We start from the raw sequence: 15,178 nt of genomic DNA on the forward strand, positions 1-15,178 counted from the left end.
GGAGGAAGTGGAGGTGGCCGGGGTGAGAGCTGTCGTCGGCGGCCGTCCTCAGCCTCGGCCGACGGCCACCGGGAAGGACCTGAGTCCGGCAATGCTCGGGTTGCGGTAGTACTGGAGGGGGCCGTCGGTCCGTTCCAGCACCGGGAACCGCCGCAGCAGCGCGGAGAGCGCGATCCGGATCTCCGTACGGGCCAGTGGTGCGCCCAGGCAGTAGTGGACGCCCTGGCCGAAGCCGACGTGCTGGTTGTGCTGCCGGTGGATGTCGAAGCGTTCGGGGGCGTCGAACTGCCGCTCGTCGTGGTTGGCCGAGAGCGCGGAGAGCGAGACGAACTGTCCGGCGGGGATGGTGACGTCGCCGAGCTCGGTCTCACGTGTGGTCAGCCGCAGGCTGTTCACCACGGCGGGCCGGTAGCGGACCGATTCCTCGATGGCGGCCGGTATCAGGTCGGCGTCCTGCCGTACGGCGGTCAGCGCATCGGGGTGGCGCAGCAGTTCGAAGACGAGACTGGCCAGTGAGCAGGCGGTGGTGGCATGTCCGCCGATGAGCAGCAGCTTGCCGAGGTTGACCACCGTGTCCTCGGTGAGCCGTTCGCCTTCCACCTCCGCCGTCGCCAGCCTGCTGAAGAGGTCGTCCTTCGGGGCGGCGCGTCGCAGCCGGTAGTGCTCGCGGAGGTAGGCGAGCAGTTCCGCGCCGGCCGCGTCGATCGCCTTGACGAGGTCCTCGCCGGCCAGGTCGCCGGCCTCGAAGGAGAGAAGCCGGTCCGCCCATCCGCGCAGCAACTCGCGGTCCTCGAAGGGCAGTCCGATCAGCTCGGCGATCACCATGACCGGCAGCGGGTCGGCCAGGTCGCGGGCCACGTCGATCTCCGTGCGACCGTCTGTGGCGTCCAGCAGGCGTTCCACGGTGGCCTCGATCTCGGGTGCGAGGCCGGCGACCGTCCGGTTGGTGAACGCCTTGCCGATCACGGCCCGCAGCAGCCGGTGTTTCGGCGGGTCCATCTCGGTGAGCCTGCCCTCGCCCCAGGCGTCGCCCTTTCCCCACTCGGCGGGGTACGCGCGCCACAGCTCCGAGGAGTACGTGGCGTGGTCCAGGCTGGCCGCGACGACGTCGGCGTACCGGAGAACCATCCAGGCGCCGGTCGCGGGATCCTGGTGGACGGGCCGCTCGTCCCGCATGACGCGGAACCAGTCCTGGAGCGCTTTTCCGTCGTCCTTGGAATAGGGCGGGGGCGGCGTCGATTTTTCCACAGTTGTTTCTGTGTGCGCTTGTTCTGAACCCACGGAAATCCCTTCCCCCTGCACGAGAAATAAAGTGAGACAGGCGACATTCACACCGAGAATCGATCACCTGACTTGCCTGTGTCAAGGTCGTCGGAGTTGAACAGCGGCCGCCGGAGTTTCGGCCACGGCGGCAGAACAGAAACATTTTCGGATTTCGACTCCGCTGCTAACGTCGCCCTATGAGTCTTCCCGAGAATCGACCGTTCCGTTTCGGCGTCAATCTCGTCACCCCCGCTCCCCGGCGTGAATGGGCGGAAAAAGCCCGCAAGGTCGAGGACCTGGGGTTCGATGTGCTGGGCGTGCCCGACCATTTGGGCGCGCCCGCTCCGTTCCCCGCCCTGGTGGCCGCCGCCGAGGCCACCGAGCGGATACGGGTGAGCACCTTCGTCCTCAACGCGGCCTTCCACAACCCGGTTCTCCTGGCCCGGGAGGTGGCCGGTACCGACCTGCTGACCGACGGCCGGCTCGAGGTGGGTCTGGCGGCCGGGTCCATCCGGGCGGGCACTGGCTCCGACGGTGTGCCGTTCCCCTCCGCCGGAGAACGCGTCAGCCGGCTGGAGCGCACGGTGAAGGAGTTGCGCGGGCTGATGGTGAACCCCGACCACTCCCCGCAGCCTGTGCAGCCCGGGGGGCCGCCGCTGTTGGTGGCCGGGAACGGCGACCGGGTGCTGCGGCTGGCCGCCGAGCATGCCGACATCATCGGCTTCACCGGCATCTTCGCGGGGCGCGGGGAGTTCCCGCAGCTGGCGAGCCCGGAGGAGCTGGACGATCGGGTGGCTCTGGTCCGCGGGCAGTTGGGGGCCAGGGCGGCCGAGGTGGAGCTGAATCTGCTGGTGCAGCAGGTGATCGTCACGGACGACCCGCGCGGCACCGCCGAGGAGTGGGCCCGGCATCCGCTGGCGCACTTCACTCCTGAACAGCTGCTCGCGGCGCCGGCCTGGCTGATCGGGACGGAGCGGGAGATCGCCGATCGGCTGACGGAGTACCGGGAGCGGTTCGGCTTCAGCTACATCGTGGTCCTGGAGCCGTGGCTGGAGAAGTTCGCCCCGGTCGTCGAACTGCTGAAGTGACCCTGCGGACCGGATGCCGGGTGAGCGGGATCACCGCGAACCCGGCTCCGTGCCGCCCCCGCCCGCTTCGAGCGCGTCCGCGGCACGGCTGATCTTCTCCAGCGCCTCCTCCCGGAATTCCAATCCGTGCCGGTAGTAGTCGCCCTGGCCTTCGGGGTGGTCGTGCAGGAAATCGCGGACGGCGAGAAGACCGGTCGGCCGAATTGGTTCGAGACACGGCAATGGGCCGTCCACCGCACCATTGAGCAGATCGACGGTGCGCCAGCCGAAAAAGTAGAAGGCGTCGGTGTACACCGACGCCCAGTCCCATGCCTGAAGAAAACGTCGGCGCTCGTCGCCGGCGGTCTCCCCTTCATCTGCGGGCGACCACGAGGCGGAGTCCAGCACCGTGACGATGGATTCCATCAACATGTCGAGCTGCCCGAAGCGGGTATGAATTTCCGCCATCACACCCGGCGATGCACGCCAGGGGGTACCGGGCCTGTTCAGCAATCCCGAATATCGCTTCCACGCGTCGACCACAGGCTCATACACGATTCCCGATTATGGCACGCCGTCAGCAGCGTGTCACAGCGCGCCGACCGGTCAGCCCTGCCCGTCGAGGGCGTACCGTGCGGCCGGGTCCGCGTGCCGGAGTTCGGGTGAGAAGTACGCCTTGAGCCGGGGGCGGCCGGGGCCGGGCCGCCAGGCCACGTAGTTGTGAATGCCCCGGCCCGTGCCGAGCGGGCGGGACGCCACCTCGCGCAGCGCCCGCTCGTAGGGTGCGGATGCCCGGCCGCAGGCGGCGAGGGCGTCGTTCATCCGGTGGCGCACCACCTCGTCGTCCGGGGCGTAGGTCCACATCGGCAGGTAGACGGTCGCCCCGCCGACCGCGGCGGGGCGCGCGCCGGTGAACGACAGGCAGGTGACCGGTGGTTGGGCGGAGAGGTCGGCGGCCGCCCCGGGAACCATCACCTGGCAGAACTCCCGGACCGGGCCGGCCCCGAAGCCCGGGTACGGCGCCATGAGTTCGGCCAAGCGGCCGGCATCGGTGGCGTAGTGCCGGAAGTACAGCTTGACCCGCGCCTCGGGGGCCGCCGAGAGGTCGAGCGAGAACATCACCGGCCGATCGAGCCTCTCGCCGCGCGGCATGTGGGCGGCCACCGCGTCCCATGCCGCGCCGAGGCCGACGGCGGCGAGCCCTCGTTCGCACAGCTCCGCCGCCCGTTCGGGACCTCCGACGGCCGGGTAGAACCAGACCTTGAACTGGGCGTCCCCGTGCTGCCGCACCTCGGCACCGAACATGGCGACGTGTTCGGTGGCGGGTTTCTCCGGCAGGTACAGGTCGGCGACCTGCGCCCACCGCCGCTCGTCCGCTCCGTACCGGCGGACCAGGCGGGCCATCGTGGCGCGGGCGGAGACGACCCGGTCCACCGGGCAGTCTCCGGGGCTCAGGGCCTCCACCGCGAACTGGAGGGAGGGGTCGTCGTCGAAGCCGACCGCGAACTCCACGGGCGATCCGTCGGACGACACATCGGACTCGGGCAGTTCCCCGGCCGTGGCCGCGCCCCATGAACGGGTCATGGCATGGAACGTGTCGACGCACACGCCGCTCCGGTCGCCGAGGCCGAGGCCGGTCGCCAGCCCGGCCAGGCGTGCGGCGCCCGCGGCACCGGCCGACAGGGGCGACTCCATGTTTGCCTCGCTGGTCCCGCTCGCCGTCTTCATCGCTGCCGATACTCCTTCGGGTCAACCGAGTGTGAGGGGCAGCCGGGAGAGCCCGCGCAGCGTGCCATTCGGCCGGACCACCGGCTCTCCCGCCGAGCGGACACTGGGGTACCGCAGCAGGGCACCGAGCGTCACATGTGCCTCGATGCGGGCGACGTTGAGCCCGAGGCAGGAGTGCGCGCCGCGGCCGAAGCCCAGGTGGTTGTTGGGCTTGCGGTCCAGCCGGAGCGTCTCGGGGTCGGGGAACTGGTCGGGGTCCCGGTTGGCCGCGCCGATCAGCGCGGTCACCACCTGGCCTTCCTTGACGGTCGCCCCGCCCAGTTCGGTGTCCTGGAGGCAGGCGCGGGCCAGGGCCTGCACCGGGCCGACGTAACGGATCAGTTCCTCGACGGCGGTGTCGAGACCCACGTCGCCGCGGACCAGCTGCTCCCATGCGCCGGGCGTGGCGAGCAGGGCGGCCAGGGCGTTGCCGAGGAAGCGGCTGGGCACCTCGAAGCCGGCGTGGAAGAAGGCGCGTACGGAGTTGACCAGGACATCGTCGGCCTCGACGCCGGACCCGGGGAGCAGCCGCACCACATCGGGGAGGACGCCGTGCGGGCCGGGGTCGGCGAGCCAGCTGCGGACCAGGTCGTTGAAGTGGGCGCGGGCGCGCAGCCCGGGTTCCTCGGCGTCGGGGTCGAGCTGGGCGTCCATGCTGTGGTCGAGGTCGTCGTTGAAGCGGGCGAACGCCTCGTCGGTCTCGGGTGGTTCGACGCCGATGAACCGGGTGATGGCCCGCAGGGTGAACACGTCGGCGTAGTCGTGGATGAAGTCGAAGGACTCCCGGCCGGCCAGTTCGTCGAGCAACTGGTCGGCGAACAAGGTGAGTTCTTTCCGCAGGGCGTCGAGGTCCTGGGCGCGCACCGCGTCGAGGGCGAGGTGCCGCAAGGGGGTCTGGTCGGGCGGGTCGAGGGTCTGCAGGCTGAGCAGGGTCGGCGGGGTGGGGATGTCGATCTTCCGGAAGTCGGTGCTGAACCGGCCGGGGTCGCGCAGGATCGCCGTGCAGTCGGCGTGCCGGGTCATCAGCCAGGAGTCGAGGCCGGCGTGCCAGTAGACCGGCTGGGTCTCACGCAGGCGCCGGTAGACCGGGTAGGGGTCGGCGAGCACCGCGGGGTCGAGGGGGCTGAACAGGGGGTCGGTGTACTCAGGGGCGGGCGATACGGTCACGGCTGTCTCCGGTGTTGGCGCCGACGCTGACGGGCGGCTGTGGGTCCGGTCCGTTCCGCACGCCGCCGGTCGCCGGAGCGTGTCCGGTGACCGGGCAGCGGCCGGTGGCCGGCGGTGGCAGGAAGGCGGGCGACGACTCGTGGTCGTCGTAGTAGCGATGGAAGACGGGGGTCACGCCGCCCGAGACCGGGGGCACTATCCAGGACCAGTCGGCGGGCACCGTGCGTCCGGCCTTCTCCTCGCGGCGCAGGTGGCGCAGGAACCGTTCCGATTCGGTGTGGTGGTCGGTGATGGTGACGCCGCTCTGCTGGAAGGACCAGAGCACCGCCACGTTCAGCTCGACCAGCGCACGGTCCTTCCATAGGGTCCGGTCGGTGCTGCGGTCCAGGGCCATCCGGTCGGCGATCTCGGGCAGCAGGTCGTAGCGCTGCTGGTCGACGAGGTTGCGGGCACCGATCTCGGTACCCATGTACCAACCGTTGAAGGGGGCGGCGCCGTACCGTATGCCGCCGATCTCCAGCACCATGTCGGAGATGACCGGCAGCGCGTACCAGCGCAGGCCGAGTTCGGCGAACCAGTCGTGGTCGGGGTGGCGCAGCGGTACCTCCCGCACGGCATCGGGCGGGAGGTCGAAGAGCCGGGGCGGTTCCGTCAGCGTGTGGACGAGCAGCGGCAGGACGTCGAAGCGGGTGCCGGGGCCGCCGGGCCAGCCCAGGGCCCGGACCCGGTCGGTGAGGTCCGTGGTGGCGGGGTCACCGGTGATGCGGCCGCCGGGTCCCCGGTAGCCGGCGTACCGGATGAGCTGCGGGTTGTGGATTCGCGGGCCGGTGCCGTCCGGGCCGTCAGCGGCGAAGACGCTGATCATGGGGCGGATCCGGCCGCCGTTGTAGGCCAGCCGCAGGTGTTCGACGCACTCGCGGTGGATGTCCTCGGCGGTCCGTATGTGGCGCAGGTCCCGTACGACGAGGCTGGGCCAGTAGAGACGGCCGATACAGCGGCTGCTGTTGCGCCAGGCGACCCGGGCGCCGAAGGCTAGTTCCCGGGCGGTGTGCACATAGCTGCCGGACTGGCGGATCTCGTGGCGGATCTCCGCTATGCGGTCGGCCGACGGGCGGTCGACGGCGTTCTCCGAACAGTACAGCCGAATGAATTCCTCGGCGCGTGCGATCAAGCCTGGTATATCGGTGTCTGCGGGCCCTGCCATTCTGCAACCCCCGTCAACGGCGCCGTAGCCCGGCAAGGCTGGCCATGCCGGGCTACGACCTATGGTCTCGTTTCTACTTTCAGTGCAGGTAACGCATATCGATTCACCTCCCCTGCATAGCCCGTTTCCCGCGGCACCTCCCTCACTCGCCGAAGTTCTCGGGAGTGGCGCGATGAATCGCCTTTCGGGAGGCGGGAAATTCAGGCAGTCGTCAATCTATGGTTCGCTCCGACTGACGTCAACGAATCATCCGAACACCTGCTGAATGCAACGCCTGCCGATTCCGCAATTCTGCGGGCTGTTTTCGGCGTACGGCTCAGAGGGTGACCGGGAGCGCGGTCAGGTGCCAGCTGCCGGGGTTGGGCAGCCGCGGCACCTCCTCCGGCGGGACGGCCAGCGCGAGGTCCGGGAAGCGGTTCAGCAGTACGCCGAGCGCCACCTCCGCCTCGACGGCGGCCAGTGATGCGCCGATGCAGTAGTGCGGGCCGTGGCCGAAGCCGAACTGGACCGCGGTGCCGGCGGGCCGGGTGATGTCGAGTGTGTCCGGGTCGGCGAAGACCCGCGGGTCACGGTTGGCCGAGGCGATCACCGCCACCACGGAGTCCCCGCGGCGCACCGGCGCGCCGCACAGCTCGAAGTCCTCCAGGGCGTAGCGGATGGCGGTCAGCAGCAGCGGGGGCCGCCAGCGCATCAGCTCCTCGACGGCCCGGGGCATCAGGCCCGGGTCGGCGCGCAGGGCGGCGAGCTGCTCGGGATGTGAGAGCAGGGCCACCACGGAGTTGGCGATGAAGTTCGCAAGGTTGTCCTGGCCTGCGAAGACGGTGTGCCAGACCATGGTGACCAGCTCGGTGTCGGTGATCCGGTCGGCGGCCTCGGCCTGCGCTTGGAGGAGGTCGGAGACGAGGTCGTCGCCGGGCTCCTCGCGGCGCAGCGCGACGACCTGCTTGGCTCCGGCGACGGCGTCGCGCAGGGCGTCGTCGTAGGTCTGGCCGGAGCTCATCCGGGCGACGTAGGCGCGCCACAGGGGCCGGTCCGCCTCGGGGATGCCCATCACGTCGCCGACCACGAAGGTGGGCAGCGGCCGGGCGAAGTGTTCCAGCAGGTCGACGGTGCCCTGCTCGGCATGGCCGGGCAGGGCGTCGAGCAGCCGTTCGGTGCTCTTCAGGATCATGTCGCGGCGGGCGGCGACGCGGCGGGCGGTGAAGGCCCGCACGGCGAGCTTGCGCAGCCGGCCGTGGTCGGCCCCGTCCATGTGCGACATCGTCAGCATGTACGGCTTGATGTCATCCGGTATGCGCTGGTTCCAGCTGTCGGCGGTCATGGCGAGGCGCGGATCGCTGAGCATGGCCTTCGCGTCGCCGTGGCGGGTGACCGCCCATATCGAGCCGTAACCGGGTGCCATGAGCCGCACTATGGGGGACCGTTCCCTGGCCTGCCCATAGGCGGAAATCGGATCGTGCAGCACCTCGGGGTCGATCATGGCAATCTCAGGGATGTCGATCCGGGCATTCTCACTGTTGAGCACGGCGCTCCCCCAATAAATTTCGGACGATTTCCGATGCGGTGGGGAAGATGTTATCCACGGTCCACACCGGCGGCAAACGTTCGAATTTTATTGGGGGAGCAGCCGTACGAGAGTTGCGAAATTAATCCTGCTTCTTATTCATTCTTGTTGTAACGCAGCAGGCTGAGCGGTACGAACACGATCAGCAGCACCGCACAGGAGATGAGCGCGGGGCCGACGTCGGACGTGCCGTCCCCGTTCATCAGGGAGCGGGAGGCGGTGACCACGTATCCGATGGGGTTGATGTCGACGAATGCCTTAAGCCACCCGGGCATGGTGGTCGGCTCGGCGAAGATGTTACTGGCGAAGGTCAGCAACGACAGCAGCATCATGCCGAGGCCTGAGACGGCCTGCGGGGTGCGCAGCACCAGACCGAGGAACGTCCAGATCCACGAGACGCAGAAGCCGAAGAGGACGGCGAGGAGCACCCCGCCGATGACTCCGAGCGGTCCGCCGTCGGGCCGGAAGCCCAGCGCGAGCCCGACGGCGACCACGACCACCGACGAGATCAGGTACCGCACCACGTCGCCGATCAGTGCGCCGGTCAGCGGTGAGGGCCGCCAGATCGGCAGCGACTTGAAGCGGTCGAAGATGCCCTGCTGGAGATCGGTGGTGAGCGCCACGCCGGTCTGCGTGGAGATGAACAGCACCCCTTGGACGAGGACGCCCGGCAGCAGGAACTGCAGGTACTCGCGGCTGCTTCCGGAGATCGCACCGCCGAAGAGGTAGGTGAAGATCAGCATGAACATCACCGGGGTGATGGTCGCGTTGAACATCTGTCCGGGCGAGCGCTTGATCTTCACCAGCGCCCGCCAGCCGAGGGCCAGCGACGTGGACAGGGCGCCGGGACGCTGCTCGGGACGGGTGTCCTCACCCAGGACCCGGCGCAGCCTCTCGTCCGCCTCGACGGTGCGCGTGGCGGTCGTCATCGGGTCTCCTCGGTCGTCGTCGCGGCGGTGTCGGCACGGCCCTTGGAGCGGCCGGCCCTGGTGTCCCTGCGGGCCGGTCCGGCGTCCCTGCCGCCCTGCTTGCGGCCGGGTTTCCGGGCCGGGGGGACCTCGGAAGTGGCGGGGCGCCCGGTCAGAGCGAGGAACACCTCGTCCAGGCTCGGGCGGTCCATGGAGAAGTCGTCCACCTCGACGGTCTGGGTGAGTTCGCCCAGCGCACGCGCCACGCTTCGCGGATCGGTGCCCCGCACGGTGAGTTCGGCCCGGCCGGTGTTCTCGGCGGGCGCTCCCAGGGCGCCGACCAGGATGCGGCTCGCCTCCGGCACGTCGGCGGGGTCTCGCAACTCGATGCGCAGGGAGCCGCGTCCCACCGACGCCTTCAGTTCACCGGGGGTGCCCTCGGCGACCAGCTTTCCGTGGTCGATGACCGCGACGCGCTGCGCCAACTGGTCGGCCTCTTCGAGGTACTGGGTGGTCAGCAGAACGGTCGTGCCCCGCTCGACGGTGGCCCGGATGATGTCCCAGACCTCGTTGCGGCTGCGCGGGTCGAGTCCTGTGGTCGGCTCGTCCAGGAACATCAGCTGGGGCCGCACGATGAGCCCGGCGGCCACGTCGAGCCGGCGGCGCATGCCGCCGCTGTATCCCCGGGCCGGGCGCTCGGCCGCCTCGACCAGGTCGAACGCCTCCAGCAGGTCACGGGCCCGCTCCCGGGCGGCCGCCGGGCGGTAGCCGTGCAGCCGGGCGAGCAGCACCAGGTTCTCCACGCCCGTGAGGTCGTTGTCGACGCTGGCGAACTGGCCGGTCAGGCTGATCCGTTCCCGTACCCGGTTCGCATCGCGGACGACGTCGTGGCCGAAGACCCGAGCGCTGCCGGCGTCGGGGGCGAGTAGCGTCGCCAGGATGCGCAGGGTCGTGGTCTTGCCTGCGCCGTTGGGCCCGAGGACTCCGTAGACGGCACCGGCCGGGACTGCCAGATCAAGGCCGTCGACGGCCTTGGTGGCCCCGAAGGACTTCACCACGCCGACGGTCTCCACTGCGAGTTCAGTGTTCACATTCACCCTTGGGGTCGCTTGCGGCTGGGGTCGTGGGGCGGGCCGGTGTGGTCGCGCCCGGGCTCTGGACGCCGCGTCCGGCCCGCTTCTGCGCCGCCTGGGGGGACCGGAGCCCGAGACCGTAGGCGATGTCCTGCCACGTCAGCCCGAGCTCCCGGGCGACGAACAGCAGGCTCGCCTCCAGTACGTCCAGGTCGGCGCGGGCCCGCGGGAGCAGCGTCAGGGCGGCCATGACGTCGGTCCTGCCTATCTCGGGCGCGGCGCCGGGCCGCCCGCTCCCTCCGGCCCAGGAGGCGATGAGGTGGACGGCCTCCTGAGCCGTGAGACGACCCGCCGGATCGACCGGCTCCGGCTCGCCGGTGCCGGCCAGCCGCTCGGCCACATGACGCAGCGCCACATGCTCCCGGCGGGCACGGGCGTGGTCAGGGTCTTCGGGACGGCTCAGGGCGTCAGGCCCCTCCGCATGATCGGTCATGGGAGGATACTGGCTACTTCAACCGAAGTTTGTCAACCAGAAGTTGAAGTCCTGCGGTTGGTGTCGGGCGAGTCTCCTCAGCCGAGCGGGGCCGGCCGGACGACGTCCACCGCGCCGACCTGGGCGAACTGCCCCGCAGCGGCCAGGAAGGCGTCGTTTTCGGCGTCCGCACCGACCGTCACCCGTACCCCCTCGCCGGGGAAGGCCTTGACCAGGATCCGCCGTCCACGGCAGTGCGCGGCGAAGGACTCCGCGGCCGAACCGATGGGCAGCCACAGGAAGTTCGCGCCGCTGACCGGCACGTCCCAGCCCGCATCGAGCAGCGCGGCACGCACCCGCTCCCGCTGCCCCACGAGATGTCGGCAGCGCCCCCGCACCTCCTCCTCGCAGTCCAGTGCCGCGACCGCGGCCCGCTGCGCGAGGGTGGCGACCGCGTACGGGACAGCCACCCGGCCCAGCAGTTCGGCCACCGGCACGGCGGACAGGCAGTAGCCGACCCGCAGCCCGGCCAGTCCGTACGCCTTGGAGAAGGTACGCAGCGCGACCACATTGTTCCGGCCCTGCCTCAGCCGGTCGCGCACGAGACCGAAGCCGTCGAGCGGGTCGGCGTCGCCCGTGGTGAACTCCGCGTACGCCTCGTCCAGGACGACCAGGACGTCCGACGGCACCACGGCGAGGAACCGCTCCACCTCGGCGCGGGACACGGCCGACCCGGTCGGGTTGTTGGGCGAGCACACGAAGACCAGCCGGGTACGGTCGGAGATCGCCGCGGCCATGGCCGGGAGGTCCAGTGTGTGTTCCGGGGTCAGCGGGACCCGGCGCACCACCGCGCCCGCTGTGCGCGCGATGGCGGGATAGACCTCGAACGAGCGCCAGGGGATGATCACTTCGTCACCCGCCGCGCAGGCGATCTGGATCAGCTGCACGCACAGGCCCACCGAACCGGCGCCCAGCATGAGGTTGGCGGGCGGCACCCCGTACCGCTCGGCGAGCCGGACCGTGAGGTCGACGGCCGCGTTGTCGGGATAGCGGTTCAGCTCTCCCGCAGCCGCGGATATCGCGTCCGAGACGGCGACGGGCGGTGCGAACGGCGATTCGTTGCAGTCCAGGCCGATCATCCCGCCCTCGGCAGCCCGCCCCCGGAACAGCGGCAGGCCGTCCAGGTCCGTCCGGACCCGGGGCCGGGGCGCGGCCGGACGGTCCGCGCCGGCCGGAGTCATCACCCGGTGCGGCGGCCCGTGTCACCGGCCGCCGTGCTCATCGCGTCCACCAGGCTCTTGGGGCGCATGTCCGTCCAGTGCTGGTCTATGTACTCCAGGCACGCGCTCCTCTCGGCCTCGCCGAACACCGGGCGCCAGCCTTCGGGAATGTCGATGACCACCGGCCACAACGAATACTGCAGTTCATCGTTGATCAATACGACGTACGACGCGCTTTCATCCTCGAACGGATTCGACATCACTTCTCCGATTCTTTTCCCTGCATATTTTGCGACATTATTTTTGCGACATTGGCAGTGACGCTTATGGTGACGCCGAAAAGCGTCTCACGGGCGTTGCGGCATAACAAGGCTGCTCTGTACGAGATTCAGCAGTTCGGCGGCGTTCTCGTTAAGGAAGAAGTGACCACCGGGGAATACCCGGAAATCGAATGCCGCATCGGTGTGCGGCTGCCAGTCGGCGGCGTGCTCCGGCCCCGCCTTCGGGTCCCCACGCCCTACGAGCACGGTGAGCGGCACCCCGACGCGGGCGCCGGGCGCCGGGCGGTAGGCGGCCAGCGCCCGGTAGTCGTCGCGCAGCGCCGGCAAGGCCGACCGCAGTCCCTCCTCGTCGGAGATGAGCCGGTCGCCGGTCCCGCCCAGTCCGCGCAACTCGGCGATGATCCGCTCGTCGCTCCACCGCGCCGGGCGGGCCTCGTCCGTGTGGCAGGACGGCGCCCGGCTGCCGGACGCGAAGAGGTGGGTGACGGCCCCCGGCCGCTTCTCCTCCAGCAACCGTACGGTCTCGAAGGCGACCAGCGCGCCCATGCTGTGGCCGAGGACGGCGGTCGGCAGATCCCGCTCGGCCAGCAGTGCGTCGGCCGCGCCGCGCGCCAGCCCGTGGATGTCGGCGACGGCCGGCTCCGTACGACGCCACTGCCGCCCCGGGTACTGGACGCCGACCACCTCGAGACCGGGCGGCGCGGCGCGCACCAGCGGGAAGACGGAGCCGGCCGAACCGCCGGCGTGCGGGAAGCAGACCAGGCGGAGCCGGGATTCCGGGCCCGGGTTGAAGGACATCGTCCAGCGGCCCGCATCAGTGGTCATGGTCCGCCCCTCGCACGTCGTCGATTTCCTTTCCGCCACCACTTCCCGGGCCATTCACGGTTTCATCGTCGGTGCCGATGCCGGTGCCGTTCCCGCTCCGGCGCCCATTTCTGTATCCATTCCCGTATCCGTTTCCGTTTCCGTTTCCGGTCACCATCGCTTGCAGCCGCTCGGCGAGAACGGCCGACTCCTTCGCATCGAGTCGATTCTCGGCGAGAACTTTTCTGAGGTTCTCAAGGATGGCGTCGGCCGCGCTTTCGCCGTCTTCCGGCCCCTCCGCCCAGTCCGGGCACTCCTCCCGCAAATGGCCTGCCAGCGCGTTGGGGGTCGGGAAGTCGTAGATGAGGGTGGACAGCAGCGGGATGCCGGTCACCGCGACGATGCGGTTGCGCAGCTCGATCGCCCCGAGCGAGTCGAAGCCGAGCTGCGGGAAGAGCGCATCGGGCGCGACGGCCTCCGGCGAGTCGTGGCCGAGTACGGAGGCGGCTTCGGCTCGCACCAGTTCGAGCAGCGACCGGCGCCGGACGGGGGAGGATGACAGGGCGGAACCCGCGCCGTTCACGGCCGCGGCCGTGCTCGCCGGTACGGCGGTGCCGCTCCCCTGCGGCTCGGCGACGGTGCCGCCCGTGCGTACAGCGGCGCCGTTCGCGTGGTCAGGCGGCGAGGGCAGGGTGAGGCGGGCCGCGACGACGGTGGGTGCGCCGGTGGCGAGGGCCTCGTCGAGGAGTGCCAGACCGCGTTCCGCCGACAGGGCGCGGATGCCCTGGCGGGCGAGCCGTTCATGGTCCTGGGCTCGCAGCCGCCCGGTGATGCCGCTCGCCGGCTCCCACAGTCCCCAGGCGATCGACAGGGCGGGAAGCGACCGGGCGCGGCGGTGCTCGGCCAGCGCGTCCAGGAAGGCGTTGGCCGCGGCGTAGTTGCCCTGGCCCGCCGAGCCGGTCACCCCGGCCACCGAGGAGAACAGGACGAAGGACGACAGGCCGAGGTCCGCGGTCAGTTCGTGCAGGTTCAGCGCGGCCACCGCCTTGGCCCGGAGCACCTCCGTCACGGCGTCCCGGGTCAGCGAGCCGATCGCCGCGTCCCTCGTGGTGCCCGCGGCGTGCACCACCGAGCCGATCCGGATACCGCGCTCGGCCAACTCGTCCAGAAGTGCCGCGAGCGCTTCCCGGTCCCCCGCGTCGCACGCCGCCACGGTGACGCGTGCCCCCAGCCCGCGCAGTTCGGCGGCCAGCTCGGCGCTGCCCGGGGTCTCCGGTCCGCGTCGGCCGATCAGCACCAGGTCGCGCACCGCGTGCCGCGTCACGAGGTGCCGGGCGACGAGCGCGCCCAGCGTGCCGAGTCCACCGCTGATCAGCACCGCGCGGTCGGTGTCGAAGTCCCTCACGGCAAGGACCACTTTGCCCACGTGCCGTGCTTCCGCCACGTACCGATAGGCGGCCGGGGCGTCGCGCACGTGGCGGAGGGTGACCGGCGGCGGCGTCAGCGTCCCGTCCTCGAAGAGCCGCAGCAGCTCGGCGAGCATCCGCCGGATACCGTCGGGCCCGGCCTGCCGGATGTCGAAGACGGTGTACGCGGCGCCGCCGTGCGCGGCGGCCACCTCGTCGGGGTCGCGCGGGTCCGTCTTGCCCATCTCCAGGAACCGTCCGCCCGGGGCGAGGGTCCGCAAGGAGGCGTCCGTGAGCGGGCCGGCCAGCGAGTTCAGCACCACGTCCATGCCCACGCCCCCGGACGCGGCGCGGAAGGCCGTCTCGAACGTGTCGTCGCGGGACGAGGCGAGGTGGTCGGCGTCGAGACCCGCTGACCGCAGCACGGGCCATTTCGCCGGGCTCGCGGTGGCGAAGACCTCCGCTCCCAGGTGCAGGGCGAGTTGCCGGGCGGCGAAGCCGACCGCGCCGGTCGCCGTATGCACGAGGACCCGTTCCCCGGCTCCCAGCCGCCCCAGCTCGACCAGACCGTAGTACGCGGTGAGGAAGGCCACCGGTACGGCGGCCGCCTGGGCGAACGACCAGTGCGCCGGAACCGGGCCGAGCAGCCGCTCGTCGGTGACCGAGACGGGTCCGATCCCGTCGAACAGACCCATCACACGGTCGCCGGGACGCACGCTGTCGACGCCGGGGCCGGTCTCGACGACGACTCCCGCACCCTCCACGCTCTGCTGCCCTTCGCCCTCCGGCACGCCCGCATGGGGCTCGACGACGCCCAACGTGAGCAGCACATCACGGAAGTTGACGCCGGCGGCGTGCAGCGCCACCCGCACCTGGCCCTCGCCGAGGGGCGCGTCGGCGTCCGGCCAGTCCACCAGAGCCAGGTCGTCGGGTGTTCCTCGTCCGACGAAGTCCAGCCGCCAGGCCCTGCCGCCGGCGCGTC

14 protein-coding genes are annotated in these 15,178 nt (G+C 70.6%); 1 reads left to right on the forward strand and 13 read right to left on the reverse strand.

Annotated features, from left to right (window positions below; genetic code table 11):
• Nucleotides 1-48 precede the first annotated feature (48 nt).
• Complete coding sequence (locus tag NRF20_RS07070; RefSeq protein ID WP_398634373.1) at nt 49-1,248, reverse strand: cytochrome P450; 1,200 nt, start codon at nt 1,246-1,248, stop codon at nt 49-51.
• Between the two features lie 212 nt (nt 1,249-1,460).
• On the opposite strand from NRF20_RS07070, the gene NRF20_RS07075 reads away from it, so the two are divergent.
• The gene (locus NRF20_RS07075) at nt 1,461-2,351 is read left to right on the forward strand and encodes a TIGR03621 family F420-dependent LLM class oxidoreductase (protein WP_398634372.1); all 891 of its coding nucleotides are present in this window, start codon (nt 1,461-1,463) and stop codon (nt 2,349-2,351) included.
• A 30-nt stretch (nt 2,352-2,381) separates the two neighbouring features.
• On the opposite strand, the gene NRF20_RS07080 is transcribed toward NRF20_RS07075, so the two are convergent.
• The 12 genes from NRF20_RS07080 to NRF20_RS07135 form a co-directional block, all read right to left on the reverse strand.
• A complete protein-coding gene (locus NRF20_RS07080) occupies nt 2,382-2,885 on the reverse strand; it encodes a hypothetical protein (protein ID WP_398634371.1) in 504 nt (167 codons plus the stop codon).
• A 51-nt stretch (nt 2,886-2,936) separates the two neighbouring features.
• Nucleotides 2,937-4,058: a tryptophan dimethylallyltransferase family protein gene (locus NRF20_RS07085; RefSeq protein WP_398634370.1), complete on the reverse strand. Its 1,122-nt coding sequence runs from the start codon at nt 4,056-4,058 to the stop codon at nt 2,937-2,939.
• A gap of 21 nt (nt 4,059-4,079) precedes the next feature.
• Complete coding sequence (locus NRF20_RS07090) at nt 4,080-5,264, reverse strand: cytochrome P450 (protein WP_398634369.1); 1,185 nt, start codon at nt 5,262-5,264, stop codon at nt 4,080-4,082.
• On the reverse strand, nt 5,242-6,435 hold the full coding sequence (locus tag NRF20_RS07095) for a nitric oxide synthase oxygenase (protein ID WP_413752236.1): 1,194 nt from the start codon (nt 6,433-6,435) through the stop codon (nt 5,242-5,244). The genes NRF20_RS07090 and NRF20_RS07095 overlap by 23 nt, the downstream gene beginning before the upstream one ends.
• Nucleotides 6,436-6,784: 349 nt before the next feature.
• Complete coding sequence (locus NRF20_RS07100; protein ID WP_398634367.1) at nt 6,785-7,993, reverse strand: cytochrome P450 family protein; 1,209 nt, start codon at nt 7,991-7,993, stop codon at nt 6,785-6,787.
• 134 nt (nt 7,994-8,127) lie between these two features.
• Entirely contained in the window at nt 8,128-8,961 is an 834-nt protein-coding gene (locus NRF20_RS07105) for an ABC transporter permease (protein ID WP_398634366.1), read from the reverse strand.
• Nucleotides 8,958-10,031 (reverse strand): ATP-binding cassette domain-containing protein, encoded by a 1,074-nt coding sequence (locus tag NRF20_RS07110; RefSeq protein WP_398634365.1) that lies wholly within the window; start codon nt 10,029-10,031, stop codon nt 8,958-8,960. The genes NRF20_RS07105 and NRF20_RS07110 overlap by 4 nt, the downstream gene beginning before the upstream one ends.
• Nucleotides 10,021-10,506: a DNA-binding protein gene (locus tag NRF20_RS07115; protein ID WP_398634364.1), complete on the reverse strand. Its 486-nt coding sequence runs from the start codon at nt 10,504-10,506 to the stop codon at nt 10,021-10,023. Before NRF20_RS07115 ends, NRF20_RS07110 begins: the two co-directional genes overlap by 11 nt.
• 77 nt (nt 10,507-10,583) lie before the next feature.
• The gene (locus NRF20_RS07120; RefSeq protein ID WP_413752237.1) at nt 10,584-11,726 is read right to left on the reverse strand and encodes a histidinol-phosphate transaminase; all 1,143 of its coding nucleotides are present in this window, start codon (nt 11,724-11,726) and stop codon (nt 10,584-10,586) included.
• Nucleotides 11,726-11,965 (reverse strand): MbtH family protein, encoded by a 240-nt coding sequence (locus NRF20_RS07125; protein WP_398634362.1) that lies wholly within the window; start codon nt 11,963-11,965, stop codon nt 11,726-11,728. Before NRF20_RS07125 ends, NRF20_RS07120 begins: the two co-directional genes overlap by 1 nt.
• 87 nt (nt 11,966-12,052) lie before the next feature.
• A complete protein-coding gene (locus NRF20_RS07130) occupies nt 12,053-12,811 on the reverse strand; it encodes a thioesterase II family protein (RefSeq protein ID WP_413752238.1) in 759 nt (252 codons plus the stop codon).
• Nucleotides 12,801-15,110 (reverse strand): type I polyketide synthase, encoded by a 2,310-nt coding sequence (locus NRF20_RS07135; RefSeq protein WP_413752239.1) that lies wholly within the window; start codon nt 15,108-15,110, stop codon nt 12,801-12,803. The genes NRF20_RS07130 and NRF20_RS07135 overlap by 11 nt, the downstream gene beginning before the upstream one ends.
• Between the last annotated feature and the right edge of the window lie 68 nt (nt 15,111-15,178).

It is taken from the genome of Streptomyces sp. R-74717 (assembly GCF_047305335.1).
In the GTDB taxonomy this organism is placed as follows: domain Bacteria; phylum Actinomycetota; class Actinomycetes; order Streptomycetales; family Streptomycetaceae; genus Streptomyces; species Streptomyces atratus.

Bases quoted from the DNA above. Each gene is read 5' to 3' on its own strand.
- NRF20_RS07075 (WP_398634372.1), top strand. From the start codon at position 1,461: ATGAGTCTTCCCGAGAATCGACCGTTCCGTTTCGGCGTCAATCTCGTC.
- NRF20_RS07085 (WP_398634370.1), bottom strand. From the start codon at position 4,058: ATGAAGACGGCGAGCGGGACCAGCGAGGCAAACATGGAGTCGCCCCTG.
- NRF20_RS07105 (WP_398634366.1), bottom strand. From the start codon at position 8,961: ATGACGACCGCCACGCGCACCGTCGAGGCGGACGAGAGGCTGCGCCGG.
- NRF20_RS07115 (WP_398634364.1), bottom strand. From the start codon at position 10,506: ATGACCGATCATGCGGAGGGGCCTGACGCCCTGAGCCGTCCCGAAGAC.
- NRF20_RS07120 (WP_413752237.1), bottom strand. From the start codon at position 11,726: ATGACTCCGGCCGGCGCGGACCGTCCGGCCGCGCCCCGGCCCCGGGTC.
- NRF20_RS07125 (WP_398634362.1), bottom strand. From the start codon at position 11,965: ATGTCGAATCCGTTCGAGGATGAAAGCGCGTCGTACGTCGTATTGATC.
- NRF20_RS07130 (WP_413752238.1), bottom strand. From the start codon at position 12,811: ATGACCACTGATGCGGGCCGCTGGACGATGTCCTTCAACCCGGGCCCG.